Source organism: Streptomyces yaizuensis (assembly GCF_034961445.1).
Lineage (GTDB): Bacteria > Actinomycetota > Actinomycetes > Streptomycetales > Streptomycetaceae > Streptomyces > Streptomyces yaizuensis.
Genome location: NZ_BSBI01000006.1, coordinates 174,649 through 199,303 on the forward strand (window position 1 = coordinate 174,649; position 24,655 = coordinate 199,303).

The window sequence follows — 24,655 nt, forward strand, 5'->3', positions numbered from 1 at the left end:
CATGGACGGAAGGCGCCGTAATCCCTACGAGCTGACGGACGAGTCCCCGGTGTACGTGATCTCGGTGGCCGCCCAGCTCTCCGGTCTGCATCCGCAAACACTGCGGCAGTACGACCGGCTGGGGCTGGTCTCCCCCGACCGCACCGCCGGGCGGGGGCGGCGCTATTCCGCCCGTGACATCGAACTGCTGCGGACCGTCCAGCAGCTCTCGCAGGACGAGGGCATCAACCTGGCCGGCATCAAGCGCATCATCGAGCTGGAGCACCAGGTCGCGGCCCTCCAGTCCCGGGTCGCCGAGCTGTCGGCGGCGCTGGACGGCGCGGCCGCGGCGATCCAGCAGCGCGAGGCCCAGGTGCACGCCTCCTACCGGCGCGATCTTGTGCCGTACCAGGACGTGCAGCAGACCAGCGCGCTGGTGGTGTGGCGGCCCAAGCGCGCCGACGGCTGATCACGCCGTCCGCGTCGACAGATCCTGCTGACGGTCCCGACGGTCCGGTCGCAGATGAGTGGCAGGCCCCCGGTGAGCGCTTTCGCGCCCCGGGGGCCTGTTTCTGTCCCCGGGGCGGTGGAGCGGTGACCGTACGGAGCGTCAGTTCCCGTCGTGGGGACGGTGGGTGGCCCGGGCCCGGCCTTCCCGCCGTCCCTGGTAACGGTGTTCCGCCGGTGTGATTCCGGTACGGGGTGGAAGGCCCGCGAGGGGCCCGTGCGCGGGCCGGCGGGGGCCGGTGGGAGGTTCCGGGCCCCCGGGGGCGGACGGTCGCCCTCCGGCGCGCTCGCGGCCCGGCCGGCGCCCCTCGGGCCCGTATCCCCGTACGCCTGTACGCCTGTACGCCCGTATCCCCGTACAGCGGAGGTCGGCTGAGGGAGCGTCACTCCTGCGGCGCCCCGCCTTTCCCCGTCGTACGCGGGTGAAACACCGGAAACCGTCGCCCCGGTGGCCTCGGGGCCGAGGACAGCGATTTCCGGCCTTGTTTCACCTGGGGGCAGGGGGAGAGCGCCCCGGACCCCCGAAAGGCCCTCAGATGCCCGGGAAAGCCCTCAGGAGTCCTCCTCCAGGATCTTCGACTGGGCGATCAGATACCCCAGCTGGGTCCGGCTGCCGCTGCCCAGCGACGAGCCCAGCTTGGCGATATGGGCCCGGCAGGTACGGACGTTCATCCCGAGCCGGCGGGCTATCGCCTCGTCCACATGCCCCTCCACCAGCAGTTTCGCTATGGAACGCTGGACCCCCGTGATCCCGTTCAGATCGGGCCCGTAGGTCACGGGCTCCTCCCACGGCAGCCCGTGCAGCCAGAACTGCTCGAAGACGCCGACCAGATACTCCACGATCCCCTTGTGCCGCAGCTCCAGCGCCGAGAGGCGGTCGCTGCTCGCCGGTATGAAGGCGACCTTCCGATCCACGATGATCAGCCGGTCGATGATCTCCTCCAGCGTGCGCACCTCGACCCCCAACGGCCCCACCAGCTCCACGTAGGCGAGCGTCGCGGGGTGGTGCCGGGCCGTGTGCTGGTAGAGCGTCCGCATCCGAACACCCCGCTCCAGCAGCGGATTCACCCGCCGCAGCGCCTTCTGCACCACATGCGGCTGCCGTCCGCTGCCGGGCTGTACCGTGAGGAGTTCCTCGGAGCAGTCCATCAGCACCTGGTCGAGGATCGCGTTGATGCGGTTGCGGCCTTCCAGGACCGTTATGCCCTGCGGGGCCGTCGAGTTCTGCGCGGTGAAGGCCATGAATGGCTCAAGTGCGTCGGTCAGCGCGACCGCACGGCGCCGTCGCTCTTGGATCTCCCTTTCGATCGGGTGTATGAGCTGTGACAGGGCGGCGGTGGGCGCGACGGGCCGCAGCCACTGCCCGTCGTCGGGATCCGGGTAGAGCAGGGCGAGGTCGAAGAGACAGGGTGTGGCCTCCGCTTCCGACCGGGCGATGCGTCCGGTGCGAAGAGCGGTGATGTACAGACTTTTCCCGGCCTCGCACAACTCGCCGACCGTATGGGAATGTCCCACTTCGCCATTGTTCGGCGTCATATGCACCCCCCTCAGGCTCTTGCAATACAGGAACATGATGCCTGCCGTCGCTGGTGCAAGCGTTCGGAGTGAGACATCGTCTTATGCGCGGGGGAGGAGGATTGATCAAACGAGGTGGAGATCACCCATGTCTAGGACGCTACGTGCTACTTGTGCTCTTGCCATAGCGGCTGCCGCGGTCGGCGTGGGCACCCTCGGTCCCCAAGACCCGACCTGGGACAGCTCTCCTGCCGACGTCGTGGCCGCCGTCGCCACCGGGGGCGTGGGGGACGCCGCCGCCGTCACCGCCGCCGCTTCGATCCAGAGCACAGAAGCATGACCGTCCCCCCGGACGACCGGGTCTTCCGGCGTGAGATGGCGACCGCCTACCGCTCTGGGTGGCACTTCATCGATCTCGTCACGGCCATCCCCCACCGTGGCGACTCGTTGATGGTCACCCTGTTCGGCGAGCCGATCGTCGTCGCACGCGAGGAGGACGAGGACGTCCGCGCCTACCGGTGTCTTCGCCGGCCCCGTGGTGCCCCGCAGCCCGTACGGTGCGCGATCCGTTACGGAATGATCTTTGTGAACCTCGATCAGCGCGACCACCAGATGGCCGAGCCCGACACCACCACCGCCACCCCCCGCAGTGCTTGAGCGATTCCCCCGTCGTTCCAAATCGCTCAGGCGCTTCCCCCACACAGCGGCGTCATCGCGGACCTGAAACGCGATGGCGCCGCTGTGCTGCGCACACTCGTCCGCAGGTCCGCGGCCGTCCGCAGGCCCGCAGGATCCTCAGGCCCGGCTGATGCCCGCGCCGCGCCCCAGCGCCCGTTCCACCGCTATCTCGATGACCACCCGGTCCGGGTTGGGCCCCGGCGTGCGCCCGTACCGCTCCGCGTAGCGCCGCACCGCGTCGGCGACGACGTCCTCCTCGGTGCGGATCCGCGCCCGGCCCTCCAGCGTCGCCCAGCGGCCCCGGTCCACCTGGCAGACCGCCACCCGCGCGCCGCCCTCGTCGGTCGAGCGCAGGATGTTGGCGACCTTGCGGCTGCCCTTGTTGGTGATCACCCGGGCGGTGCCGGTCCCCGGTTCGAAGGTGACCCCCACCGGGACCACGTGCGGGCTGCCGTCCGGCCGCAGGGTGGTCAGGCTGCACAGGTGGTACTCGCGCCAGAACTCCAGATACTCCGGGCTCAGGGCGTCGAGGTCGGTACCCGCCGCGGTCATGTCCGTTCCCCTCTCCGTGGTCATGACGTCGGTCATGACATCGGTCATGGCGTCAGCGTAGTTGCGGTTGCCAACGTTGCTGACCAAGGACGGTTCCACGCTGGCGCAGCATGGTTGAGCGGAATAGACTCAACTTTATGGACGTTGGATGAGTCACTAGGAGGGGGAAGTCTCCCCGTACCTGCCTGGACCAGCGTCGCAGGACCCAGCAGGACCCCAGCAAGGAGGAGAGACCGCACGTGGACGCCGAGCTGACCAACAGAAGTCGGGACGCCATCAATGCCGCGACCAGCCGGGCGGTGGCCGGGGGGCACCCGGATCTGACCCCCGCCCATCTTCTGCTCGCGCTGCTCGCCGGCTCGGACAATGAGAACATCACTGATCTGCTGGCCGCCGTCGAGGCCGACCAGGCGGCCGTGCGCGCGGGCGCCGAGCGGGTGCTCGCCGCGCTGCCCAGCGTCACCGGCTCCACGGTGGCGCCGCCGCAGCCCAGCCGCGAGTTCCTGGCCGTCGTCACGGACGCGGGCGAGCGGGCCCGGAAGCTGGGCGACGAGTTCCTGTCCACCGAGCATCTGCTGATGGGCCTGGCCGCCAAGGGCGGGCAGGCCGGCGCCGTACTGGCCGGTCAGGGCGCCACCGCCGACCGGCTGACGACCGCCTTCGAGGCCGCGCGCGGCAGCCGCCGGGTCACCACCCCCGACCCCGAGGGCCAGTACAAGGCCCTGGAGAAGTTCGGCACCGACTTCACCGCCGCCGCCCGCGAGGGCCGGCTCGACCCGGTCATCGGCCGGGACCAGGAGATCCGCCGGGTGGTCCAGGTGCTGTCCCGCCGCACCAAGAACAACCCCGTCCTCATCGGCGAGCCCGGCGTCGGCAAGACCGCCGTGGTCGAGGGCCTGGCCCAGCGGATCGTGAAGGGCGACGTCCCCGAGTCCCTGCGGGACAAGCGGCTGGTCTCGCTCGACCTCGGCGCGATGGTGGCCGGCGCCAAGTACCGGGGCGAGTTCGAGGAACGGCTCAAAACGGTGCTTTCCGAGATCAAGGAGAGCGAGGGCCGGATCATCACCTTCATCGACGAGCTGCACACGGTCGTCGGCGCGGGCGCGGGCGGCGACTCCGCCATGGACGCGGGCAACATGCTCAAGCCCATGCTGGCCCGGGGCGAGCTGCGGATGGTCGGCGCGACCACGCTGGACGAGTACCGCGAGCGGATCGAGAAGGACCCGGCGCTGGAGCGCCGCTTCCAGCAGGTGCTGGTCGCGGAGCCCAATGTGGACGACACCATCGCCATCCTGCGCGGGCTCAAGGGCCGCTACGAGGCCCACCACAAGGTCCAGATCGCCGACTCGGCGCTGGTCGCGGCGGCCACCCTCTCCGACCGGTACATCACCTCCCGCTTCCTCCCCGACAAGGCGATCGACCTGGTGGACGAGGCCGCGTCCCGGCTGCGGATGGAGATCGACTCCTCCCCGGTCGAGATCGACGAGCTTCAGCGCTCCGTCGACCGGCTGCTGATGGAGGAGATGGCGCTGCGCAACGAGTCCGACCCGGCATCGCGCCAGCGGCTGGAGAAGCTCCGCCGCGACCTCGCGGACCGGCAGGAGGAGCTGCGCGGCCTCACCGCCCGCTGGGAGAAGGAGAAGCAGGGCCTCAACCGCGTCGGCGAGCTGAAGGAACGTCTCGACAGCCTGCGCGGCCGGGCCGAACGCGCCCAGCGCGACGGTGACTTCGACACCGCGTCGCAGCTGCTGTACGGGGAGATCCCCGCGCTCGAACGGGAGCTGGAGGAGGCCACCGAGGCCGAGGCGGCGCGCTCCGGCAGCGCGTCCACCATGGTCAAGGAGGAGGTCGGCCCCGACGACATCGCCGATGTGGTCGGCGCCTGGACCGGGATCCCGGCCGGCCGGCTCCTGGAGGGCGAGACGCAGAAGCTGCTGCGGATGGAGGACGAGCTGGGCCGCCGGCTCATCGGCCAGGGCGAGGCCGTCCGCGCGGTCTCGGACGCGGTCCGCCGTACCCGGGCGGGCATCGCCGACCCGGACCGGCCCACGGGCTCCTTCCTCTTCCTCGGCCCCACCGGCGTCGGCAAGACCGAGCTGGCGAAGGCGCTCGCGGACTTCCTCTTCGACGACGAGCGGGCGATGGTCCGCATCGACATGTCGGAGTACAGCGAGAAGCACAGCGTCGCCCGGCTGGTGGGGGCGCCTCCCGGCTATGTGGGGTACGAGGAGGGCGGCCAGCTCACCGAGGCGGTGCGCAGGCGCCCGTACAGCGTGGTCCTGCTGGACGAGGTCGAGAAGGCCCACCCGGAGGTCTTCGACATCCTGCTCCAGGTCCTGGACGACGGCCGGCTCACCGACGGCCAGGGCCGGACCGTCGACTTCCGCAACACCATCCTGATCCTCACCTCCAATCTGGGCAGCCAGTACCTGGTGGAGCCGCTGACCTCCGAGGAGGAGAAGAAGCAGCAGGTCCTGGAGGTGGTCCGGGCCTCCTTCAAGCCGGAGTTCCTGAACCGGCTGGACGATCTCGTCGTCTTCTCCGCCCTCGACAAGGCCGAACTGGGCCGGATCGCCGAACTCCAGATCGGCCGCCTGGCCCGCCGCCTCGCCGAGCGCCGGCTCACGCTGGACGTGACGCCCGCCGCGCTGGAGTGGCTGGCCGACGAGGGCAACGACCCCGCGTACGGCGCCCGGCCGCTGCGCCGGCTGGTGCAGACCGCGATCGGGGACCGGCTGGCCCGGGAGATCCTTTCCGGCGAGGTCACGGACGGCGACACGGTCCGCGTCGACCGCTTCGGGGACGATCTGATCGTGGGCCGCGCGACCGGCGAGTGACCGTGGGGCCGGTTTCCCGGATGCCCTGGGGGGTGGGGGTTGTGACCCCCGCCCCACCATGGGGGAGGATGGCGTCAACCGTACGAAGGGAAATCCACGGTGACCATCGATCCGTCCTCGATTCCGAATTTCGGGGGCCAGCCCCAGCCCCAGGCCGCAGGACCGGCGGGCCCCGTCGTTCCCGACCAGGACCTGGTCAAGCAGCTCCTCGACCAGATGGAGCTGAAGTACGTCATTGACGACGAGGGCGACCTCGCGGCTCCGTGGGAGGAGTTCCGGACGTACTTCATGTTCCGTGGCGAGGCGGACCAGCAGGTCTTCTCGGTACGGACGTTCTACGACCGGCCGCTTCCCGCCGCCGACCGTCCGCGCGTCCTGGACGTCATCGACGACTGGAACCGCCGGACCCTGTGGCCCAAGGTCTACACGCACCTCCACGAGGACGAGGACGGCGGCGCCACGATCCGTCTCATCGGTGAGGCGCAGATGCTCATCGGTATGGGCGTCAGCCTCGACCACTTCGTCTCGTCCACGGTCAGCTGGGTGCGGGCCGCGATCGAGTTCGACAAGTGGCTCGTGGAGCAGCTGGGCCTGGAGCCCGCCGCCGAGGACGAGGGCGACGACGCGTCCGACGAGTCCTGACGATCGTCTTTCGTCTCGGGGGCCGTCCGGTACGCCGGGCGGCCCCCGTTCTCACAGCGCCACGGGCGAGAGCGTCAGCAGATAGGTCCCGTACGCGAACGAGACCGCCGCCAGGGCGCCCGTGACGACGGCCGCCGGTCCGGGCCGCGCCCGTGCGAGGGCCCGTGCCACCGGCAGCAGCAGCGGGAACGCGGGCAGCAGGAAGCGCGGCTTCGACTCGAAGAAGCCCGACCCGCCGACGGTGATCAGCACCAGTACCCCCGCGTAGACGATCAGCGGCAGCGGCGGCCGGTCCAGCAGCAGCAGCGCGTACAGCACCACCCCCGCCGCGACGATCACCAGCGTCACCGCGAGGGGCAGCGGCGCGGGCCGCAGCACGACATCGCGGACCACCCGCAGCGACCCGGCCCCGAAGTCGAACGTCGACGTCCAGCGGCGCTGCACGGCGAAGTAGCCCCCGAGCGGATCGCCCTCGCGCACCCCCACGTACAGCACGTACGCGCACCAGCCGACGGGCGCGAGCGCGGCCCCCGCCCACGGCCGCCACCCGGTCCGCCGGCCCTGCCTGAGCGCGCGTACGCCGTGACACGCGGCGGTGACGAGTACGGCGGCGGCGACCGCGATCCCGTTGGGCCGGGCGGCCCCGGCGAACAGCGACAGCGCCCCCGCCCACAGCCAGGCGCCGGTGAGCAGCGCGTACAGCGACCAGGCGGCGAAGGCGCAGAGCAGCGGTTCGGTGTACGCCATGGTGAGCACGACGGAGTGCGGCAGCAGCCCCCACAGCAGCACGAGCACGGTCGCGGCGCGGCGCCCGTACACCCGCTCACCGACGGCGTGGATCCCCCAGGCGGCGACCCCGGCGGCGACCCAGGAGACCACGAGCCCGGCGGTGCCGGGGGTGACGGGGACGACGGCGGTGACGGCGCGGACCAGCCCCGGGTAGAGCGGGAAGAACGCGAGATCGCTCTGCACGGCGCCATCGGGCCAGGTCAGGGTCCGCCCGTAGCCGTGCTCGGCGATCAGCAGATACCAGTCGGAGTCCCACGACCGCGCCAGTGTCCGCCGCGCGGGCCGATCGATGTGCCAGGCCCAGGCGGCCATGACCAGCAGCCCGGTCAGCCGCGCGGCGGCGAACAGCCCGAGCGCGGGGGCGGCCCGCCGGAAGGCGTCCCGCAGCCGACGGGTCCGGTTGTGGGCCGCCGCCGCGTCGCCGGCTGTCGCGTCCTCGAAGGTCTCTGCGGACAGGGAACACCTCCGGGCGCGCACGGGTCGTCAAGGAGACCTTCTGCGGCGATGCGCTCCGATGCGAGTGATGGGGGTGCGACACGGCGGGGCGGGGGCGGGTTCCACCCGGTCGGCTGACAGGGACGGAGCCCGCCGCCCGGGTGGGCGACGGGCTCCGTGGTGGGCTGTGCGGTTACGCGGTGGCGCGGGCCAGGGTGATCAGTCCGGTCCAGGCGGTGGGGGTGAGCATGAGGACGGGGCCGTGGGGGTTCTTGCTGTCGCGGACCGGTATGGCGCCGGTAGTGGCGTGGGCGGGGGCCCATTCGACGCATTCGCCACCGGCGCCGCTGCTGTGGCTCGACTTGATCCAGATGAAACTGTCCGTGCTGCTCATCAGGCGAACTCCTTGATCGCTTCACGCAACACGCGGAGAGACTTCTCGGGGGACAGTGCGTCGGCGCACAGCCGCTCGTACCCATCGGCACCGGTGGCCACAGTCGCCGCCGAGTCGATCACGTATCCCTCTCCGAGTACCTCCGCGTAGAGGACCGGGTCTTGGGCGGGATCATCGAACGACAGCAGCGTATAGCCTTCGCCCGCCGCTGGCGCCCCCGAGTCGTAGGGCAGGATCTGGAGCGTGACGTGAGGGGTCTGGGCCACGGTCATCAGATGTTCCATCTGCCCGCGCATGGCGGCCCGGTCGCCCACCATCCGGTGAAGGCACGACTCGTCCAGAACGACCCAGAGCAGGGGCGGGCTGGGGCGATCGCGGATGACCTGGCGTGACATACGAGCTGTGACCTTCTCTCTGATGGTCTCGTCGCTGTCACATGGGCTCCAGGACCGGTACAGGGCCTCTGCGTACGACCAGGTCTGCAAGAGCCCGGTCACGAGGAACGGGGTGAAGTACCTGATCCGCGACGCCCGCTCCTCAAGCTCCAGGTACGGCACGAACCACTCGGGATGCCCCCGCCTGCTGATCCGGGTCCGCAGCCGGGCGAACGACCCGCTCGTGTCGAAGAACCTGTCGCAGCTCTCGGCGAAGTACTCGCTCGGCATCGCGTGCCCGTGCTTGACCTTGGAGACGTAAGGCTGCTGGTACCCGATCGCCTCCGCCAACTCGCTCTGCGACTTCCCGGCGTGCCGCAATTCGGCTTCCAGCTCCTTGCCGAACCACTGCAATCCGTTCACCGGTTCGGATGATGATTCGTGCATGTGTGCAATCCCCCTTAGTTTCCAAGTGATGTGGAATCACCTCGGGTCTGGTGAAGGCATGCCCTCGCTCCCATTATGGAACCAGGAAGCGGCCTCTGTAGGGAAATTCGAGGAAAAGGAAATCTGTCACAAGCGACGCTCGCAGGTCAAGATTCCGCCGCGATCATGCGTGACCAGTGAGCGTAGAGTGCATGCAAATACCCAGCGCCTAAATGTGGGTGCCCATTGAATTTTTCGCATGCCCATTTCCGATTCGATTGCATGCGATAGGGAGTGCCGCGAATGGGTCCGTGGCCCGCGCCATGAAGGGGTGCAAAGTTGCATACACTGGGTCGAGTCGGGCTCGATCGTCTGCGTCCGTGCCGGTGCCGTCGCGAAGCGGGTGAGACACCCCCTCGGCGCGTTTTGCTCCGGGCCGCCGGCTTACGGGACCATGCCCGCATGGCCTCCTTGAAGCAGTTCGACCCCGCATCCGGGACCCGTGATTTCCTCGCAGCCGAGTTCGAGAGGCGCGAGCGCGCATTCGCGACCATCCGCACCGTGTTCTCCCGTTATGGCTTCCAGCCGCTCCAGACCCCGGCTTTTGAACGGCTTGACGTGCTCACGGGCAAGTACGGGGACGAGGGCGACAAGCTGATCTTCAAGATTCTCCGGCGGGGTGAACACGAGGCCACCGGAGAGGCCGATCTCGCTCTGCGCTACGACCTCACCGTTCCCCTGGCCCGCGCGGCGGCGGCTTACGGCAGTCAGCTGCCGTCGCCGTACAAGCGGTTCGCCATCGCGCCCGTGTGGCGGGCCGACCGTCCCGGCAAGGGGCGGTTCCGTGAGTTCGTCCAGTGCGACCTGGACATCGTCGGGTCCTCGTCGCCACTGGCGGACGCCGAGGTGGTCCTCGCGCTGCACGACGCCCTCGAAGCGCTGGGGGTACCGGATTTCCGCTTCCTGGTGAACTCCCGGCACGCGCTGTTCGGTCTGCTGGAGGCGTACGGAGTGCCGGACGATCTCGGCTCCGGTGCGCTGATCACGCTGGACAAGCTCGACAAGCTCTCTCCGGAGGTTGTCGTGGCCGAGCTGGTGACCAGTCGCGGGCTGTCGCCGGAGGTGGCACAGGGCTTGGTGGACGATCTGACCGCGCCCGACTCCGTCGAGCGGGTCAGGGGTGAACTCAAGTCCAGCGAGACCGGCCAGGCCGGGCTGGCCGAGGTGGACCGGCTGCTGGAGCTGACCAAGGGCGCGATCCCGGCCGAGCGCATCGCGTTCACGCCAAACCTCGTGCGCGGGCTCGACTACTACACCGGGATCATCTTCGAGGTGGTGGCTCCCGGCATGCCCGGATCGATCGCGTCCGGTGGACGGTACGACGGGCTCATCGGCCGTCTCGGCGGCAAGGACTCCCCGGCGTGCGGCGGATCGCTGGGCATCGAGCGCATCCTGCCCCTGCTCTCGCAGGCGGACGAGGCCTCGTACGCGCAGATCGACGTAGCCGTCACCGTGATGGGTGAGGAGCAGGCCGCCGACAGCTTCCGTCTCGCGGCTGAGATCCGCCGGGCCGGGGTTCGCACGGGTGTCTATCTCGGGTCGAGCGGAAAGTTCGCCCGGCAGATGAAATGGGCCGGTGACCAGGGGGCCCGTTACTGCCTTATTTACGGTGCGACCGAACGCGAGGCCGGTACGGTCACGTTGCGGGACATGGACAGCGGCGAACAGGTCCAGATCCCGTTCGATCAGGCCGCCGCCGAAGTCTCGCGGCGGTGCGCACCATCCAATTGACGTGCGGCGGATCCCTTCCGCTGCCGGCTGTTCCGAGGAGGAGCGGATGGGAACGCAAGGCGATCGCATCTTCCGGATCACTGCTGAGCGGGGGTTTCCGGACCCCTGGCTCAGCTTCGGGGACTCTCTCTGCGACGAGGCGGCCCTGAGCACGGAACTGACCCGCGCCATCGGCAGGGCCCGCAAGGAACCGGCGGCCGGGACGCGCGCGGAGGTCACGCGGGTCTTCGTGGCGAAGGAGGCGAACCTTCGCCACTGCGCCGGCATCCTGGAGCAGGTGATCGGCGACTATGACGCCTCCGGCATGTGGGGCGTCCTGGACGAGCGCGTCGGCAGGTTGGACATCGCCGACGTGCTGGAGACCTGGGGGCGCACCCAGGCGCTCCATCCGTTCCCCGTCGTACTCAAGAGCCTTGAGTTCAACTGGGGTTACATGAAGGAGTGCGGCGTCCGGGCGTTCTACGAGATGACGCGGGGCTATGTCGCGCGTCTTCAGGAGAACACCGGGCGGTGGCACGCGGCCTGGGACGGCGAGGTCGAGACCGGCGTGGTGGACCGCATCACGTCCATCGAGTGCGACCTTGCGAGCATCGAGGCCCCGATGCACTGCGACGTGTGCAAGAAAACGATCACTGCGCTGCTCTATCTCGACGGAGAGCCTGCGGTGATGTAAGCATGGTGGTGCCCCGTTCCGGTGCTCCGACTACCTCTCCGGGTGTCCGTAAGGCCGGAACGGGGTCTCACTCGTCGCCGCCGGCTGTGCGGCGGGCCGCCGTGCGCTACCCGGCGAGTTTCCGGAGCCGGTCCACTGCCTCGCGGAGCACCGCTTCCTTCTTGCAGAAGGCGAATCGCACGAACGGCGCCCCCTGTTCACGGTGGTCGTAGAAGACCGCGTTCGGAATCGCCACCACCCCGCACCGCTCCGGGAGTTTCCGGCAGAACTGGAAACCGTCCTCCTCGCCCAGTGGGCGGATATCCGTCGTCACGAAATACGTCCCCGCCGGCCGGTACACCGCGAACCCCGCGTCCGCGAGCCCCGCGCTGAGCAGGTCCCGCTTGAGGCGCAGATCGTCGCGCAGGCCCGTGAAGTACGCGTCCGGCAGGCGCAGGCCCTCCGCCACCGCGTACTGGAAGGGGCCCGAGGCCACGTACGTCAGGAACTGCTTCGCCGAGCGGACCGCCGTCACCAGTTCCGCCGGGCCCGTCACCCAGCCGACCTTCCAGCCGGTGTACGAGAAGGTCTTGCCCGCGCTGCTGATGGTGAGGGTGCGCTCGCGCATGCCCGGGAAGCCGGCCAGGGGGAGGTGTTCGCCGTCGAAGACCAGGTGTTCGTAGACCTCGTCCGTGATCACCAGCAGGTCGCGTTCCACGGCGAGGGCCGCGATCGCGGTCAGTTCCTCGCGGGTGAGGACCGTGCCCGTCGGGTTGTGCGGGGTGTTGAGCAGGAGCAGCCGGGTGCGGTCGGTGATCGCGTCGCGGAGTTCGTCCAGGTCGAGGTGGTAGGCGCCGTCGCGGGGGCGCAGGGTCACCGGGACGCGGTGGCCGCCCGCCATCGCCACGCAGGCCGCGTACGAGTCGTAGTACGGCTCCAGTGCCACCACCTCGTCGCCGGGCTCGACCAGGGCGAGCAGGGACGCCGCGATGGCCTCCGTCGCGCCCGCCGTCACCAGGATCCCGGTGTCGGGGTCGACGGTCAGGCCGTGGAAGCGCCGCTGGTGCTCGGAGATCGCGGTGCGCAGTTCGGGGACGCCGGGGCCCGGCGGGTACTGGTTGCCGCGGCCGTCGCGGATCGCGCGGATCGCCGCCTCGCGGACCTCCTCGGGGCCGTCGGTGTCGGGGAAGCCCTGTCCCAGGTTGATCGCGCCGGTCGCCGCCGCCAGCGCCGACATCTCCGCGAAGATCGTCGTACCGAACTCGGCCAGCCGGCGGTTCAGCAGCGGTCGGGTCGCGTGCGGGCCGGGTCCATCCATGGTCGCCATGGCGTCATCCTCCGGGGAAGCTCTGGACTTGCTCAAGTCCGCTTTGGCGCCGGAGCGCCGGGGGCATCCCCCTCTCACGCGCACAGCGCGGGAAGATAAGAACAACACAGCACCGGCACGAGACGCGGTCACGCAACGGCGCGGAGGGCTCGCTTCGGCGAATCGGCGAGAAGTAAGGACGTGGGGGACATGACCTTTGTATATGGCCTGGTTATTTGCACGGTGATAGCCGTGGCGGTCGTGGTGATGAATCGTCGGACCTCCGGCCCCCGGCCGGGTGTCACGAGGGCTCGCCGGCGCGGGGCGTCGGACGGGGGAGGTTCGAGCGGGGGGTACACCGGATACGACGGCGGCGGTTCGTCGTGCGGCTCGTCCTCGTCGTCCTGTGGCGGTGGTGGAGGCGGCGGGTGCGGCGGAGGCAGCTGACACGGGGCAGCGGTCTGCGGCCGCTCGGCGGCCGCGGGGGGGCGTGGCGTCCGGGGGGTTCTCCGCCGGACGCCTCGGCGCGCCCTGACCCGCCCCGCCCCCGCTCCAGCGGTTCTCCGGCCCCGCTCCGGCCCGGCTCCGCTCCGGCTTCGGCCCGGCTCCGGCCCGGCTTCGGCCCGTCTCTGTCCCGGATGTCCGGGGTGCGGTGAAGCTGTAGTTGAACAGTTGAACCAGCGGGGCCCCTAGGGGATGGAAACCCCTTCAAGTTGGGTAAAAACACTGCGAGCCCCGCGTACTCCATGATTCAGTCGCTGGCAGGAACCTGTTGGAACCACCCGGCCGTCGGGCGTGCTGCACGGCCCGATCAGGCGGTCCCCCCACCTTGTGAACTCCCGCTCTGGGGGCGCCTCAGGTTCACGTATCCACCGCCGACGCGTGTTTGCGGAGCCGACCCATGCTCACCACCCTCAGTACCGCCTACACCGATACCCGTGCCGACGACCTCGCCTGGGCACTCGGACGGGAGCCGCTTCCCGCCCTGGCCGTTCTCGACCTCGATCTGTCCGGCGCGAAGCTCCAGCTCAGGCTGCTCGGTGCCTCGCACCAAGTCCTGCTCGAAGAGGAACGCGGCACCTGTTCCGAGACCGTCGCCTGTATGCCCGGCAGCAGCACGCCCCTGCCGCTGGGCGTGGCCAAGAGAGTCGGCGACTGGGAGTACGAATTCGCCGCCCGGGTCGAGACCCTGTCCAGGGGCTCGTTCGCGGGGCGCGCGCAGGAACTCCTGGCGCTGGTCGCCGACCATCCGCACTCGCTCGCCGGGACCTTCCCCGGCTCGCCGCACGCCTTCACCGCGATGATGGCGCAGCGGGCGGAGGGCCAGGTGCGGTGGCGCACCTGGCACTCCTACCCGCAGGAAGGGCGGCTCGTCGTCACCCGTACCCGGGTCGGCGCCGTGTCCCAGCGGCAGCGCGCGCGGCGCCTGCCCGAGCCCGTGTCCGTCGCGCGATAACGCGTCCGGGCCCGGGTGTCCAGGGGGCGGCCGGCCACTGTGTGCCCGCCCCCCGGGGGAAGTGTGTCCGTGGGCGCCGGGCGCCGCCGGTGCGCCGGGTACGGGGAGTGTCCGGGCGCGGCCCGAGTCCCGGGCGGGGCCGGCGGGCCGCGTTCCGTGCCCCGTTTCCCGCGCCGGATCGCGGCCGGAGCCGGGCCCGCGCTCCGGCGGGGACGCGCCCTGGCCGGGCCCACCCGGCGCAGGGCAGGAGCACACGTGTGGGTGACAAACCGCGCCAGAATCGTGACGTAGCGTTACTGCATGATCGACCGGACGCAGCAGCTGGCACCGCCCCAGGAGGCCCCGGGGCTGCCCGTGCGCCCGGCCGCCGGCCGCTGGCTGGTGCTGCTGGTCGTCTTCGTCTGCGCGGCCTGCGGACTCGTCTACGAACTGGAGCTGGTCGCCCTCGCCTCGTACCTCATCGGCGACTCTGTCACCCAGGCGTCCGTGGTGCTCTCCGTGATGGTCTTCGCCATGGGCATCGGCTCGCTCCTCGCCAAACGGCTGCGCTGCCGGGCCGCCGTCGGCTTCGGCCTCCTCGAACTGGCCCTCGCCCTCATCGGCGGCTGCTCCGCCCTCGTCCTGTACGCCTCCTTCGCCTGGTTCGGCGAGTCCCGGGTCGTCCTGGTCTTCTTCTCGCTCGTCATCGGCGTGCTGATCGGCGCCGAACTGCCGCTGCTGATGTCCCTGATCCAGCGGGTCTCCCGGCGGGACGTCGACGGCACCGTCGCCGATCTCTTCGCCGTCGACTACGTGGGCGCCCTGGTCGGCGGGCTCGCCTTCCCCTTTCTGCTGCTGCCCTGGCTCGGCCGGCTCAGCAGCGGGCTCCTCACCGGCGCCGTCAACGCCGTCGTCGGCGGGCTGCTGGTGCTCTGCCTCTTCCGCCGCGACCTCACCCCCCGCTCCCGCGCCTGGCTGCTCGCCGCCAACGCCGCCGTCCTTGCCGTCCTCGGCACCGCGACCCTCCTCGTGGACGACTTCGAACGGGCCGCCCGCCGTGCCGTCTACGGCGACCGGGTCCGCGTCGCCGTCGAGACCGACGTCCAGGAAGTGATCCTCACCGGGGGCCCCGAAGGGCCGCTCGACCTCTTCCTCGACGGCCGGCTCTGGGTCAGCGCCCGCGACGAACACCACTACTACGAGGCCCTGGTGCACCCGGCGATGCGCGGCCCGCACGCCCGGGTCCTCGTCATCGGCGGCGGCGACGGCCTCGCCGCCCGGGAAGCGCTCCGCTACCCCACCACCGCCTCCGTCACCATCGCCGAACTCGACCCCGGCGTCGTCGCCCTCGCCCGGACCGACCCGGCGCTGACCGCCCTCAACCGGCACGCCTACCGCGACCCCCGGGTCCGGGTCGTCACCGGCGACGCCTTCGGCTGGCTGCGCACCGCCCGCCCCGGCCACACCGCCGTCTGGGACGTGGTGATCGTGGACCTGCCCGACCCCGGCACCACCCGGGGCGCCAAGTACTACGCCCAGGAGTTCTACGGGCTGATCGGCGGCGCGCTCGCCGACGGCGGGCGGCTCGTCGTCCACGCCGGGGCCCCCGACTCCCATCCCCGTACCTACTGGACCGTGGACGCGACCCTGCGGGCCGCCGGATACCGCACCACCCCCTACCGCGCCACCGGCCGGCTCTCCCGCTTCGCCGCCGGGCCCGAGCGCGCCACCGCCGCCGCACCCGCCCCCCGTGCCTGGGGTTTCCTTCTCGCCGCCCGGGGCGAGGCACCCCCGCTCGGCCTGGCTCCGGGCGGCCCCGCACTCCGCTCGCTCACCGCCGCCGCTCTCGCCGCCGACGCCCACGGCGCCGGACGCACCCGGCTGCCCGGCCTGGCGCCCTCCACCCTGATCCATCCGCGTTACGGGGAGTGAGCGGGGAGCCGTCCCCGGACCGGGAACGAAAGGAAGACGCGCACGGCCCCCCTGGGTAGGCTCGGACGCCATGGACCACGAGGTATTCGTTCCCGCCCCGGCCGACGCCGTACGCCAGGTGCTTTCCGACCCGGCGCGGCTCGCCCGCTGTGTCCAGGGGCTCAAGCCGGACCCCACGGGGGCGGGGGAGCCGGTCTCCGGGCGGCTGCGGATCCGGGCCGGCGGCCACACCGTCACCTACCGGGGCACCCTGAGCAGCGACGCCGACGGCGACGCCTTCACGGTCCGGGGCGCGGGCACCGAGGTGCGCGGCGCCGGCACCGTGGCGCTGGAGCTGACGATCCGTCCGGCCGCCGCCGACGGAGGGACCAACCTCAGCATCACCGGCACCGCCACCGTCGACGGCCGGCTGGCGCAGCTCAGCCCCACCGCCCGGGAGCAGGCCGCGCACCGGCTCCTCGACCGCTTCGGGGAACGCCTCGCCGAGGAGGCCATCGCTCCGGCGGGGTCCGCCGACGGGGCGGGCGCGGCCGTGCCCGCGCCCGGCCCCGGGCCCGACGGCCCCCGCAGCGATACCACTGCCGACACCGCCGACCTCGCCGACACCTCCGCCGCCGCCGACGGCGGGGACACATCCGCTCCGGACGGCGACGGCACCGAAGCGCTCCCGGAACTGCCCGCCCTCGACGGCCTCCCCGACCTCGACGAACTGTCCGTGCTCCGCGACGGCCCGCCCGCCGAAGCCGCCCACGCCCGCCGCACCATGATCGGGCGCAGCGCCGAGGAGGTCGACCACGCCCCGCCGCGCGGCCGCTACGCCCCCGTCCCCGCACCCGACCCGGACGGCGGCGGCCTGCCGCTGCACTGGCTCGCCCCGGCCGCCGCCGCCCTCGCGGTCGCCTCCGCCGTCGTCATCGGACGGGCGTTGCGCCGCCGTCGGTGAGCGTTTCGGGCCCGCGATGCCAGTAGGGTCCTTCGGATGAACAGCAGCGAGAAGAAGGTCCGGCTGACCGCCGGCGACGTGGAGTTGACGGTCGGTCCGCAGGACGGCTGCCGGATCGAGAGCCTGATCGTCGGCGGTACGGAGCTGCTGCGCCAGGGCGAGCGGTTCGGCTGTTTCCCGATGGCCCCCTGGTGCGGCCGGACCGAGAACGGGCTCTTCCGCAGCGGCGCCGACACCTACGTACTGCCGATCAACGCCGCGCCGCACGCCATCCACGGCACCGTCCGCGACCGGGCCTGGCGCACCGCCCGGCACAGCGCCACCGAGGCGGTCTTCACCTGCGAACTGACCGATCCGTGGCCCTGGCCCGGCACGGTCACCCAGATGGTGGAGCTGACCGAGGACTCCCTGACGCTCCGGATGGGGGTCGAGACCCAGGAGAACTCCTTCCCGGCGCAGGCGGGCTGGCACCCCTGGTTCCGGCGCACCCTCGGTGACAGCGAGGTCCGGATCGGCTTCGAGCCCGCCTGGCAGGAGGAGCGCGGCGAGGACCATCTGCCGACCGGCCGCCGGATCGACCCCCTGCCCGGCCCCTGGGACGACTGCTTCGGCATGCCCGGCGGCGTCGATGTCACGCTGACCTGGCCGGGGCTGCTGGAGCTGACCGTGGCCAGCCGCGAGGAGTGGGTGGTGGTCTACGACGAGCAGGCGGAGGCGGTCTGTGTGGAGCCCCAGACCGGGCCGCCGAACGGGCTCAACACCCACCCCCGGCTCGTCACCCTGGTCGACCCGCTGGAGACGGCGACGACGTGGACCTGGCGGCGGCTCTGACCGAGCCCGGCAAGATCCGAAAGAGAGGGGGCCTAAGCTCGTGGGCATGAGTGATGTACGTGCCGATCTGCTCCAGCAGATCAAGGACAAGGCCGTGGTGCACGGCAAGGTGACCCTCTCGTCGGGTCTGGAGGCGGACTACTACGTCGACCTCCGCCGGATCACCCTGGACGGGTCCGCCGCGCCGCTGGTGGGCCAGGTCATGTCCGAGCTGACCGCCGACCTCGACTACGACTGCGTGGGCGGGCTCACTCTGGGCGCCGACCCCGTCGCCACCGCGATCCTGCACGCCTCGGCCGCCGCCGGCCGCCGGGTGGACGCCTTCGTCGTCCGCAAGGCCGCCAAGGCCCACGGCATGCAGCGCCGGGTGGAGGGTCCGGACATCAAGGGCCGCCGCTGCCTGGTGGTCGAGGACACCTCCACCACCGGTGGCTCCCCGCTGACCGCCGTCGAGGCCGTCCGCGAGGCGGGCGGCGAGGTCGTCGCGGTCGCCACGATCGTGGACCGGGCCACCGGCGCCGGCGAGAAGATCAGCGAGACCGCCGGGGTTCCCTACCGGTACGCCTTCGCCCTGGACGAGCTGGGCCTCGCCTGAGCCGTCGGGTGTGACGGATGCCGCCTCGCAAAGCCGCCCCAGATGTCGGCCCGGATCTTCCGGGCCGGCGGGGCGGCTTTCTGCTCTACCTCTCTGACCTGCGCAGATGGTCAGGTGTACGACTGTTTCACGCACGGTCTCACGCACTGTTTCACGTGAAACATGCCGCCGCCCGTACGGCGTAACCGACCGGGCCCCGACCAGCCGCGCGGCAGGTCTGGAAAGATAGGGATCCGACGATGACGTCGCCCCCAGGTCAGGGCCAGCTCATATCGCTTACCCGCACATCACAAGGAGCGGACAGATGCCCATCGCAACCCCTGAGGTCTACAACGAGATGCTGGACCGGGCGAAGGCAGGAAAGTTTGCCTACCCGGCCATCAATGTGACCTCGTCGCAAACGCTCCACGCCGCCCTGCGCGGTTTCGCGGAGGCCGAGAGCGACGGCATCATCCAGGTCTCCACCGGTGGTGCGGAGTTCCTGGGCGGCCAGCACAGCAAGGACATGGTCACCGGCGCCGTCGCCCTGGCCGAGTTCGCGCACATCGTCGCCGCGAAGTACGACGTCACCATCGCGCTCCACACGGACCACTGCCCCAAGGACAAGCTGGACGGCTTTGTCCGTCCGCTCCTCGCGGTCTCCGCCGAGCGGGTCGCCAAGGGTCAGAACCCGCTCTTCCAGTCCCACATGTGGGACGGCTCGGCCGAGACCCTGGCCGACAACCTGGCCATCGGCCAGGAACTGCTGGCCATCGCCGCCGCCGCCAAGATCATTCTTGAGGTCGAGATCACCCCGACCGGCGGCGAGGAGGACGGCGTCACCCACGAGATCAACGACGAGCTGTACACCACCGTCGACGACGCCCTGCGCACCGCCGAGGCCCTGGGCCTGGGCGAGAAGGGCCGCTACCTGCTCGCCGCGTCCTTCGGCAACGTCCACGGCGTCTACAAGCCGGGCAATGTGGTCCTCCGTCCCGAGCTGCTGAAGGACCTCCAGCAGGGCGTGTCCGAGCGGTACGGCAACGCCGACCCGTTCGACTTTGTCTTCCACGGCGGCTCCGGCTCCACGGCCGAGGAGATCGCCACCGCGCTGGAGAACGGCGTCGTGAAGATGAACCTCGACACCGACACCCAGTACGCCTTCACCCGCCCCGTCGCCGGGCACATGTTCGCCAACTACGACGGCGTGCTGAAGATCGACGGCGAGGTCGGCAACAAGAAGACCTACGACCCCCGGACCTGGGGCAAGCTCGCCGAGGCGGGCATGGCCACCCGTGTCTCCGAGGCGTGTGTCTCGCTGCGCTCGGCGGGCCGCAAGCTGAAGTAGGCACGAAGCAGGAATGACGTAGGCACGCAGTAGACCGGTCGGCGGTACGCCCGCCCCGGATCGGCTCACGGACACGGTCCGGCGCTCCCCACCCCGGGGGCGCCGGACCGTTCCCGTACCCGGCCCCCTCCGCTGTCTCCTCCGTGCCGCTGTCTCCCGCGTGCCGGGCTTCGGTGTTCCGGTCGTGCCCGTCCGGCGGCGCTGGGATGATCCGGACATGGATGTCCGCCCGGGAGAGATCAGGCTCGCCTCGGCCACCGGCCGCTGGGTGATCCTCACCACCGTCCTCGGCTCCGGCATGGCACTGCTGGACTCGACCGTCGTCAATGTCGCCCTGCCCCGGATCGGCGAGAGCCTCGACGCCGACCTCGCCGTCCTCCAGTGGACCGTCAACGCCTACACGCTCGCGCTGGCCGGCCTGATCCTGCTGGGCGGCGCGCTCGGCGACCGCTACGGCCGCCGGCGGATCTTCGTCCTGGGCATCATCTGGTTCGCCGTCGGCTCCTTCCTCTGCGGTCTCGCGCCCACCGGCGAGCTGCTGGTCCTCGCCCGCGCCTTCCAGGGCATCGGCGGCGCCCTGCTCACCCCCGGCTCGCTCGCCCTGATCCAGGCCAGCTTCCACCCGGACGACCGGTCCCGTGCGGTGGGCCTGTGGTCCGGCTTCGGCGGCGTCGGCGCGGCCATCGGCCCCTTCGTCGGCGGCTGGCTCGTCGACGGCCCCGGCTGGCGCTGGATCTTCCTCATCAACGTGCCCCTGGCCGCGATCTGCGTACCGATCGCGCTCCGGCATGTGCCCGAGTCCCGCGACCCGGCCGCCCACCACGCCCGCTTCGACATCCTCGGAGCCGTCCTCGGCGCGGCGGCGCTCACCCTGGTGACCTACTCCCTGATCGCCTCCGTCTGGTGGGCCGGGGTGGCCGGGGTGGTGGTCGGCGTCCTCTTCGTCGCCGTCGAACGGCGCAGGCCCGATCCCATGCTGCCGCTGTCGATCTTCCGCTCCCGGCTCTTCACCGCCGTCAACCTGGTCACGTTCTGTGTGTACGCGGGCTTCGGCGGCTTCTTCTTCCTGGTGGCGCTCCAGCTCCAGGTGGTCTCCGGCTACTCCGCCCTCGGCGCGGGCGTCGCCCTGCTGCCCACCACCTTGCTGATGCTGTTCTTCTCGGCCCGCTCCGGCGAGCTGGCGCAGCGGACCGGCCCCCGGCTGCCGCTGACCGTCGGGCCGCTGATCTGCGCCGCCGGGATGCTGCTGATGCTGCGGGTCGGGCCGGACGCCTCGTACGTGACGGACGTCCTGCCCGCGATGCTCGTCATGGGGCTCGGCATGGTCACCCTGGTCGCCCCCCTCACCGCCACGGTCCTGGCCTCCGTGGACACCGCCCGCGCCGGGATCGCCAGCGGGGTCAACAACGCCGCCGCCCGCGCGGCCGGCCTGCTGGCGGTGGCGGCGCTGCCGCTGCTCACCGGGATGGGCCCGGAGGCGTACCGCTCGGCGGTCGAGTTCGACGCGACCTTCCGCAAGGCGATGCCGATCTGCGCCGGTGTCCTGGTGCTCGGCGCGCTGATCGCCGCCGTGACCATCCGCCGCCCCGCCGGCGCCGGTGTCCACCCCAGGTGCCGCTTCAACTGCGCCGCCGTCGCACCCCCGCTGGAGACCGGCGAACCGGACCGCGCACAGGCCGCGACCGCCCTCCCGTCCGACGGCCCGGGACCGCCCGGCGGCACGGATCCGGAAGGGCCCCGGCCCCCCGGCGGTACGGGCCCCCAGGCGCCCGGGGGCCCCGGCTCCGGCCCCGGCCGGTGAGGGAGACTGGGGCCATGAGCATCCACGAGAACCTCCTCGGGGGACCGCCCCCCACCCATCTGCCCGACGAGGCCGAGCCGCGCGAGCTGCTGGCCGCCGGCACGGCACCCGCCGAAGTCGCCGCCAAGTACCCCACCTCCTCGCTGGCGTGGGCGCTCCTCGCCGACGACGCCTTCCAGCGCGGCAGCGTGGTCGAGTCGTACGCGTACGCCCGTACCGGCTACCACCGGGGCCTGGACGCGCTCCGCCGCAGCGGCTGGAAGGGCCACGGCCCGGTGCCCTGGGAGCACGAGCCCAACCGGGGCTTCCTGCGGGCCCTGCACGCCCTGGCCCGCGCCGCCGGCGAGATCGGCGAGCAGGCGGAGTACGAGCGCTGCACCACCTTCCTGCGCGACTCCTCCCAGACGGCGGCCGACACCCTGAAGTGACCGGTCAGGAGCCCGCGCCCCACCCGCGCACGCACGGCGTGCGCCCCATGGATCAGCCATGGAGGGGGCGCGGGCTCCGGCCTATGATGCGGATGGGGACCGGGGCCCACACCGACCAGGAAGGGGCGGACCGCTACCCGGACTCGTCGAGGAGACAGCGATGTCACATGACGCAGACGCCACCCCTGACACACCTGATACGCCTGGCACGCTTGATACGCCTGGCACCCCTGGCACCCCTGGCACAGACACCACCCCGCATCTCGATTTCGAGGGCACCACTCCGTACGAGGACTACGTCCAGGCGGATGTGCTGACCCATCTCCAGCACCCCCTCTCCGACGACCCCGGGGAGATGGTCTTCCTCGTCACCACCCAGGTGATGGAGTTGTGGTTCACCGTGATCGTCCACGAGTGGGAGACCGCCGGGCGCGCGCTGCGCGAGGACCGGATCCCGGTGGCCGTGGACGCGCTCAAGCGTTCCGTACGCGAACTCGAAGCCCTCAACGCCTCCTGGAAGCCGCTGGGGCAGCTGACACCCGCGCAGTTCAACTCGTACCGCGCCGCCCTGGGCGAGGGCTCCGGCTTCCAGTCCGCGATGTACCGGCGGATGGAATTCCTGCTCGGCGACAAGTCGGCGTCCATGCTCGTACCGCACCGGGGCGCCCCCCGCGTCCACGCCGAACTGGAGAAGGCGCTCCAGCAGCCCAGCCTCTACGACGAGGTGCTGGCCCTGCTGGCCCGGCGCGGACTGCCCGTCCCGGCCGAGGTGCTGGAACGCGAACCGGGGCGCAAGTACGAGCCCAGCGAGGCCGTCGAACAGGTCTGGGCGGCCATCTACGGCGACCCGGACGCCCACGCCGAACTCGTCCGGCTCGGCGAGGCGCTGACCGACGTCGCCGAACTGGTCTGGCGCTGGCGCAACGACCACCTGGTGGCGACCCGCCGCGCCATGGGCGCCAAGACCGGCACCGGCGGCTCCGCCGGAGTGGCCTGGCTGGAGAAGCGGGCCCGTGGCCAGGTCTTCCCCGAGCTGTGGACGGCGCGCAGCCATGTCTGAGAGCGGTGCGGAGACGGCGGCTCGGCGGGCGGCCGCCCTGGACGCCGCCGACGGACTCGCCCCGGTGCGCGCGCTCTTCGCCCTGGACGACTCCGTCTACCTCGACGGGAACTCGCTGGGCGCCCTGCCCGCCCATGTCCCCGCCCGGGTCGCCGATGTCGTCGCCCGGCAGTGGGGCGAGCTGCGGATCCGCTCCTGGAGCGAGAGCGGCTGGTGGACCGCGCCCGAGCGGATCGGCGACCGGATCGCCCCGCTGGTCGGCGCGGCTCCGGGGCAGATCGTGGTGGGCGACTCCACCAGCGTCAACGTCTTCAAGGCGGTGGTCGGCGCGATCCGCCTGCTCGACGGCCATCCGGACGGGACTCGATCGGACAGGACTCGACCGGACGGGACTCGACCGGACGGGACTCGATCGGACGGGACTCGATCGGACGGGACTCGATCGGACAGGACTCGATCGGACAGGACTCGCCCGGATGGCGGAACCGCGCGTACCGATGTGCTCGTGGACGCCACCACCTTCCCGACGGACGGTTACATCGCCGCCTCCGCCGCCCGGCTGACCGGGCGCCGGATCGTGCCCGTCCACCCCGGGGAGCTGACCGCCGCACTGGGCCCGGCGACGGCCGCCGTCCTGCTCAACCATGTCGACTACCGCAGCGGACGCCTCCACGACCTGCCCCAACTCACCCGCGCCACCCACGCGGCCGGCGCGATCGCGATCTGGGACCTCTGCCACAGCGCGGGGGCGCTCCCCGTCGGACTCGACGCCCACGGCGTGGACCTCGCGGTCGGCTGCACCTACAAGTATCTGAACGGAGGGCCCGGTTCACCGGCGTATCTGTACGTCGCCGAGCGCCATCAGAAGGCGTTCGACTCCCCGCTCCCCGGCTGGAACTCGCACGCCGACCCGTTCGCGATGACCGCCGCCCACACCCCGGCCGACGGCGCCGTACGGGGCCGGGTCGGCACCCCGGACATCCTCTCCATGCTCGCCCTGGACGCCGCGCTCGACGTCTGGGACGGGGTGCCGATCGACGCCGTACGGGCCAAGAGCCTGGCGCTGAGCGACTTCTTCCTGGAGTGCCTGGACGCCCGGCTCACCGCCCGGTGGGGCGGCGGACTGGGATCCTCCGGCTGTCCGCTGCGCCTTCTCACCCCGGTGGACCACGCGGAACGGGGCAGTCAGATCGCCCTCGGCTGCGCGTCGGCCCCGGCCGTGATGGAACGGCTGATCGCCCGGGGAGTGGTGGGTGACCTGCGCCGGCCGGACGTGCTCCGGTTCGGCTTCACCCCGCTGTACACCGGGTTCGCGGACACGGAGCGGGCGGCGGCGGCAGTCGTCGAGGTCGTGGCGGAGGTCCTGGCGGAGGCCGTGACGGACGGCCCGGTGGCGAGCGGCTGAGCCCCGCCCGCACCGCCCGGG

The 24,655-nt window shown here is 71.4% G+C and carries 23 protein-coding genes; 17 read left to right on the top strand and 6 right to left on the bottom strand.

All coding sequences use genetic code 11. The features are described from left to right. Position 1 precedes the first annotated feature (1 nt). A complete protein-coding gene (locus SYYSPA8_RS16550) occupies positions 2–448 on the top strand; it encodes a heat shock protein transcriptional repressor HspR (RefSeq protein WP_323447949.1) in 447 nt (148 codons plus the stop codon). A gap of 590 nt (positions 449–1,038) precedes the next feature. Here the strand turns inward: SYYSPA8_RS16550 and SYYSPA8_RS16555 are convergent. After that, the gene (locus tag SYYSPA8_RS16555; RefSeq protein WP_323447950.1) at positions 1,039–2,058 is read right to left on the bottom strand and encodes a helix-turn-helix transcriptional regulator; all 1,020 of its coding nucleotides are present in this window, start codon (positions 2,056–2,058) and stop codon (positions 1,039–1,041) included. Positions 2,059–2,206: 148 nt separating this feature from the next. Here SYYSPA8_RS16555 and SYYSPA8_RS16560 point away from each other — a divergent pair, with 148 nt between their 5' ends. Together SYYSPA8_RS16560 and SYYSPA8_RS16565 are read left to right on the top strand one after the other, a co-directional pair. After that, on the top strand, positions 2,207–2,341 hold the full coding sequence (locus SYYSPA8_RS16560; protein WP_323447951.1) for a hypothetical protein: 135 nt from the start codon (positions 2,207–2,209) through the stop codon (positions 2,339–2,341). Beyond that, positions 2,338–2,658, top strand: a complete 321-nt coding sequence (locus SYYSPA8_RS16565; protein ID WP_323447952.1) for a (2Fe-2S)-binding protein — start codon at positions 2,338–2,340, stop codon at positions 2,656–2,658. Before SYYSPA8_RS16560 ends, SYYSPA8_RS16565 begins: the two co-directional genes overlap by 4 nt. 138 nt (positions 2,659–2,796) lie before the next feature. Here SYYSPA8_RS16565 and SYYSPA8_RS16570 read toward each other — a convergent pair whose 3' ends face one another. Then, entirely contained in the window at positions 2,797–3,231 is a 435-nt protein-coding gene (locus SYYSPA8_RS16570) for a pyridoxamine 5'-phosphate oxidase family protein (RefSeq protein WP_323448148.1), read from the bottom strand. Positions 3,232–3,470: 239 nt separating this feature from the next. On the opposite strand from SYYSPA8_RS16570, the gene clpB reads away from it, so the two are divergent. Together clpB and SYYSPA8_RS16580 are read left to right on the top strand one after the other, a co-directional pair. Then, a complete protein-coding gene (gene clpB, locus SYYSPA8_RS16575) occupies positions 3,471–6,068 on the top strand; it encodes an ATP-dependent chaperone ClpB (RefSeq protein ID WP_323447953.1) in 2,598 nt (865 codons plus the stop codon). Positions 6,069–6,167: 99 nt separating this feature from the next. Then, complete coding sequence (locus tag SYYSPA8_RS16580; protein WP_323447954.1) at positions 6,168–6,710, top strand: type III secretion system chaperone family protein; 543 nt, start codon at positions 6,168–6,170, stop codon at positions 6,708–6,710. Between the two features lie 51 nt (positions 6,711–6,761). Here SYYSPA8_RS16580 and SYYSPA8_RS16585 read toward each other — a convergent pair whose 3' ends face one another. The 3 genes from SYYSPA8_RS16585 to SYYSPA8_RS16595 all read right to left on the bottom strand — a co-directional run bounded on the left by SYYSPA8_RS16585 (position 6,762) and on the right by SYYSPA8_RS16595 (position 9,125). Continuing rightward, positions 6,762–7,976 (bottom strand): mannosyltransferase family protein, encoded by a 1,215-nt coding sequence (locus tag SYYSPA8_RS16585; protein WP_323447955.1) that lies wholly within the window; start codon positions 7,974–7,976, stop codon positions 6,762–6,764. 151 nt (positions 7,977–8,127) lie between these two features. Continuing rightward, positions 8,128–8,328 (bottom strand): DUF397 domain-containing protein, encoded by a 201-nt coding sequence (locus tag SYYSPA8_RS16590; RefSeq protein WP_323447956.1) that lies wholly within the window; start codon positions 8,326–8,328, stop codon positions 8,128–8,130. Beyond that, on the bottom strand, positions 8,328–9,125 hold the full coding sequence (locus tag SYYSPA8_RS16595) for a helix-turn-helix domain-containing protein (RefSeq protein ID WP_323447957.1): 798 nt from the start codon (positions 9,123–9,125) through the stop codon (positions 8,328–8,330). Before SYYSPA8_RS16595 ends, SYYSPA8_RS16590 begins: the two co-directional genes overlap by 1 nt. Before the next feature lie 465 nt (positions 9,126–9,590). Between SYYSPA8_RS16595 and hisS the strand changes: the two genes are divergently transcribed. Continuing rightward, positions 9,591–10,919, top strand: a complete 1,329-nt coding sequence (gene hisS, locus SYYSPA8_RS16600; RefSeq protein WP_323447958.1) for a histidine--tRNA ligase — start codon at positions 9,591–9,593, stop codon at positions 10,917–10,919. Between the two features lie 46 nt (positions 10,920–10,965). Continuing rightward, positions 10,966–11,592 carry a hypothetical protein gene (locus tag SYYSPA8_RS16605; RefSeq protein ID WP_323447959.1) on the top strand — a complete coding sequence of 209 codons (627 nt, stop codon included), beginning with the start codon at positions 10,966–10,968 and terminating at the stop codon, positions 11,590–11,592. A 106-nt stretch (positions 11,593–11,698) separates the two neighbouring features. On the opposite strand, the gene SYYSPA8_RS16610 is transcribed toward SYYSPA8_RS16605, so the two are convergent. Further along, the gene (locus SYYSPA8_RS16610) at positions 11,699–12,898 is read right to left on the bottom strand and encodes a pyridoxal phosphate-dependent aminotransferase (RefSeq protein WP_323447960.1); all 1,200 of its coding nucleotides are present in this window, start codon (positions 12,896–12,898) and stop codon (positions 11,699–11,701) included. Positions 12,899–13,778: 880 nt separating this feature from the next. Between SYYSPA8_RS16610 and SYYSPA8_RS16615 the strand changes: the two genes are divergently transcribed. From SYYSPA8_RS16615 to SYYSPA8_RS16660, 10 genes are all read left to right on the top strand, one after another. Then, positions 13,779–14,333 (top strand): DUF2617 family protein, encoded by a 555-nt coding sequence (locus SYYSPA8_RS16615; protein WP_323447961.1) that lies wholly within the window; start codon positions 13,779–13,781, stop codon positions 14,331–14,333. A 300-nt stretch (positions 14,334–14,633) separates the two neighbouring features. Further along, on the top strand, positions 14,634–16,244 hold the full coding sequence (locus SYYSPA8_RS16620) for a polyamine aminopropyltransferase (protein ID WP_323447962.1): 1,611 nt from the start codon (positions 14,634–14,636) through the stop codon (positions 16,242–16,244). A 70-nt stretch (positions 16,245–16,314) separates the two neighbouring features. Then, complete coding sequence (locus SYYSPA8_RS16625; protein ID WP_323447963.1) at positions 16,315–17,187, top strand: SRPBCC family protein; 873 nt, start codon at positions 16,315–16,317, stop codon at positions 17,185–17,187. 36 nt (positions 17,188–17,223) lie between these two features. Then, positions 17,224–18,018, top strand: coding sequence for an aldose epimerase family protein (locus SYYSPA8_RS16630; RefSeq protein WP_323447964.1), 795 nt, complete (start codon positions 17,224–17,226; stop codon positions 18,016–18,018). 46 nt (positions 18,019–18,064) lie between these two features. Continuing rightward, the gene (pyrE, locus tag SYYSPA8_RS16635) at positions 18,065–18,613 is read left to right on the top strand and encodes an orotate phosphoribosyltransferase (protein WP_323447965.1); all 549 of its coding nucleotides are present in this window, start codon (positions 18,065–18,067) and stop codon (positions 18,611–18,613) included. A 304-nt stretch (positions 18,614–18,917) separates the two neighbouring features. Beyond that, a complete protein-coding gene (fbaA, locus tag SYYSPA8_RS16640; RefSeq protein WP_323447966.1) occupies positions 18,918–19,940 on the top strand; it encodes a class II fructose-bisphosphate aldolase in 1,023 nt (340 codons plus the stop codon). A 217-nt stretch (positions 19,941–20,157) separates the two neighbouring features. Continuing rightward, a complete protein-coding gene (locus SYYSPA8_RS16645) occupies positions 20,158–21,741 on the top strand; it encodes an MFS transporter (protein ID WP_323447967.1) in 1,584 nt (527 codons plus the stop codon). Positions 21,742–21,755: 14 nt separating this feature from the next. Then, a complete protein-coding gene (locus SYYSPA8_RS16650) occupies positions 21,756–22,169 on the top strand; it encodes a DUF3151 domain-containing protein (protein ID WP_323447968.1) in 414 nt (137 codons plus the stop codon). A gap of 160 nt (positions 22,170–22,329) precedes the next feature. Then, positions 22,330–23,229, top strand: coding sequence for a tryptophan 2,3-dioxygenase family protein (locus tag SYYSPA8_RS16655; protein WP_323447969.1), 900 nt, complete (start codon positions 22,330–22,332; stop codon positions 23,227–23,229). Beyond that, positions 23,222–24,634 carry a kynureninase gene (locus tag SYYSPA8_RS16660; protein WP_323447970.1) on the top strand — a complete coding sequence of 471 codons (1,413 nt, stop codon included), beginning with the start codon at positions 23,222–23,224 and terminating at the stop codon, positions 24,632–24,634. Before SYYSPA8_RS16655 ends, SYYSPA8_RS16660 begins: the two co-directional genes overlap by 8 nt. Positions 24,635–24,655: the final 21 nt, after the last annotated feature.

Excerpts from the sequence above, each read along its gene's own strand:
- SYYSPA8_RS16550 (WP_323447949.1), top strand. The coding sequence starts at position 2 with ATGGACGGAAGGCGCCGTAATCCCTACGAGCTGACGGACGAGTCCCCG.
- SYYSPA8_RS16555 (WP_323447950.1), bottom strand. The coding sequence starts at position 2,058 with ATGTTCCTGTATTGCAAGAGCCTGAGGGGGGTGCATATGACGCCGAAC.
- SYYSPA8_RS16565 (WP_323447952.1), top strand. The coding sequence starts at position 2,338 with ATGACCGTCCCCCCGGACGACCGGGTCTTCCGGCGTGAGATGGCGACC.
- SYYSPA8_RS16570 (WP_323448148.1), bottom strand. The coding sequence starts at position 3,231 with ATGACCGCGGCGGGTACCGACCTCGACGCCCTGAGCCCGGAGTATCTG.
- SYYSPA8_RS16590 (WP_323447956.1), bottom strand. The coding sequence starts at position 8,328 with ATGAGCAGCACGGACAGTTTCATCTGGATCAAGTCGAGCCACAGCAGC.
- hisS (WP_323447958.1), top strand. The coding sequence starts at position 9,591 with ATGGCCTCCTTGAAGCAGTTCGACCCCGCATCCGGGACCCGTGATTTC.
- SYYSPA8_RS16605 (WP_323447959.1), top strand. The coding sequence starts at position 10,966 with ATGGGAACGCAAGGCGATCGCATCTTCCGGATCACTGCTGAGCGGGGG.
- SYYSPA8_RS16610 (WP_323447960.1), bottom strand. The coding sequence starts at position 12,898 with ATGGCGACCATGGATGGACCCGGCCCGCACGCGACCCGACCGCTGCTG.
- SYYSPA8_RS16615 (WP_323447961.1), top strand. The coding sequence starts at position 13,779 with ATGCTCACCACCCTCAGTACCGCCTACACCGATACCCGTGCCGACGAC.
- SYYSPA8_RS16620 (WP_323447962.1), top strand. The coding sequence starts at position 14,634 with ATGATCGACCGGACGCAGCAGCTGGCACCGCCCCAGGAGGCCCCGGGG.
- SYYSPA8_RS16625 (WP_323447963.1), top strand. The coding sequence starts at position 16,315 with ATGGACCACGAGGTATTCGTTCCCGCCCCGGCCGACGCCGTACGCCAG.
- SYYSPA8_RS16630 (WP_323447964.1), top strand. The coding sequence starts at position 17,224 with ATGAACAGCAGCGAGAAGAAGGTCCGGCTGACCGCCGGCGACGTGGAG.
- pyrE (WP_323447965.1), top strand. The coding sequence starts at position 18,065 with ATGAGTGATGTACGTGCCGATCTGCTCCAGCAGATCAAGGACAAGGCC.
- fbaA (WP_323447966.1), top strand. The coding sequence starts at position 18,918 with ATGCCCATCGCAACCCCTGAGGTCTACAACGAGATGCTGGACCGGGCG.
- SYYSPA8_RS16645 (WP_323447967.1), top strand. The coding sequence starts at position 20,158 with ATGGATGTCCGCCCGGGAGAGATCAGGCTCGCCTCGGCCACCGGCCGC.
- SYYSPA8_RS16650 (WP_323447968.1), top strand. The coding sequence starts at position 21,756 with ATGAGCATCCACGAGAACCTCCTCGGGGGACCGCCCCCCACCCATCTG.
- SYYSPA8_RS16655 (WP_323447969.1), top strand. The coding sequence starts at position 22,330 with ATGTCACATGACGCAGACGCCACCCCTGACACACCTGATACGCCTGGC.
- SYYSPA8_RS16660 (WP_323447970.1), top strand. The coding sequence starts at position 23,222 with ATGTCTGAGAGCGGTGCGGAGACGGCGGCTCGGCGGGCGGCCGCCCTG.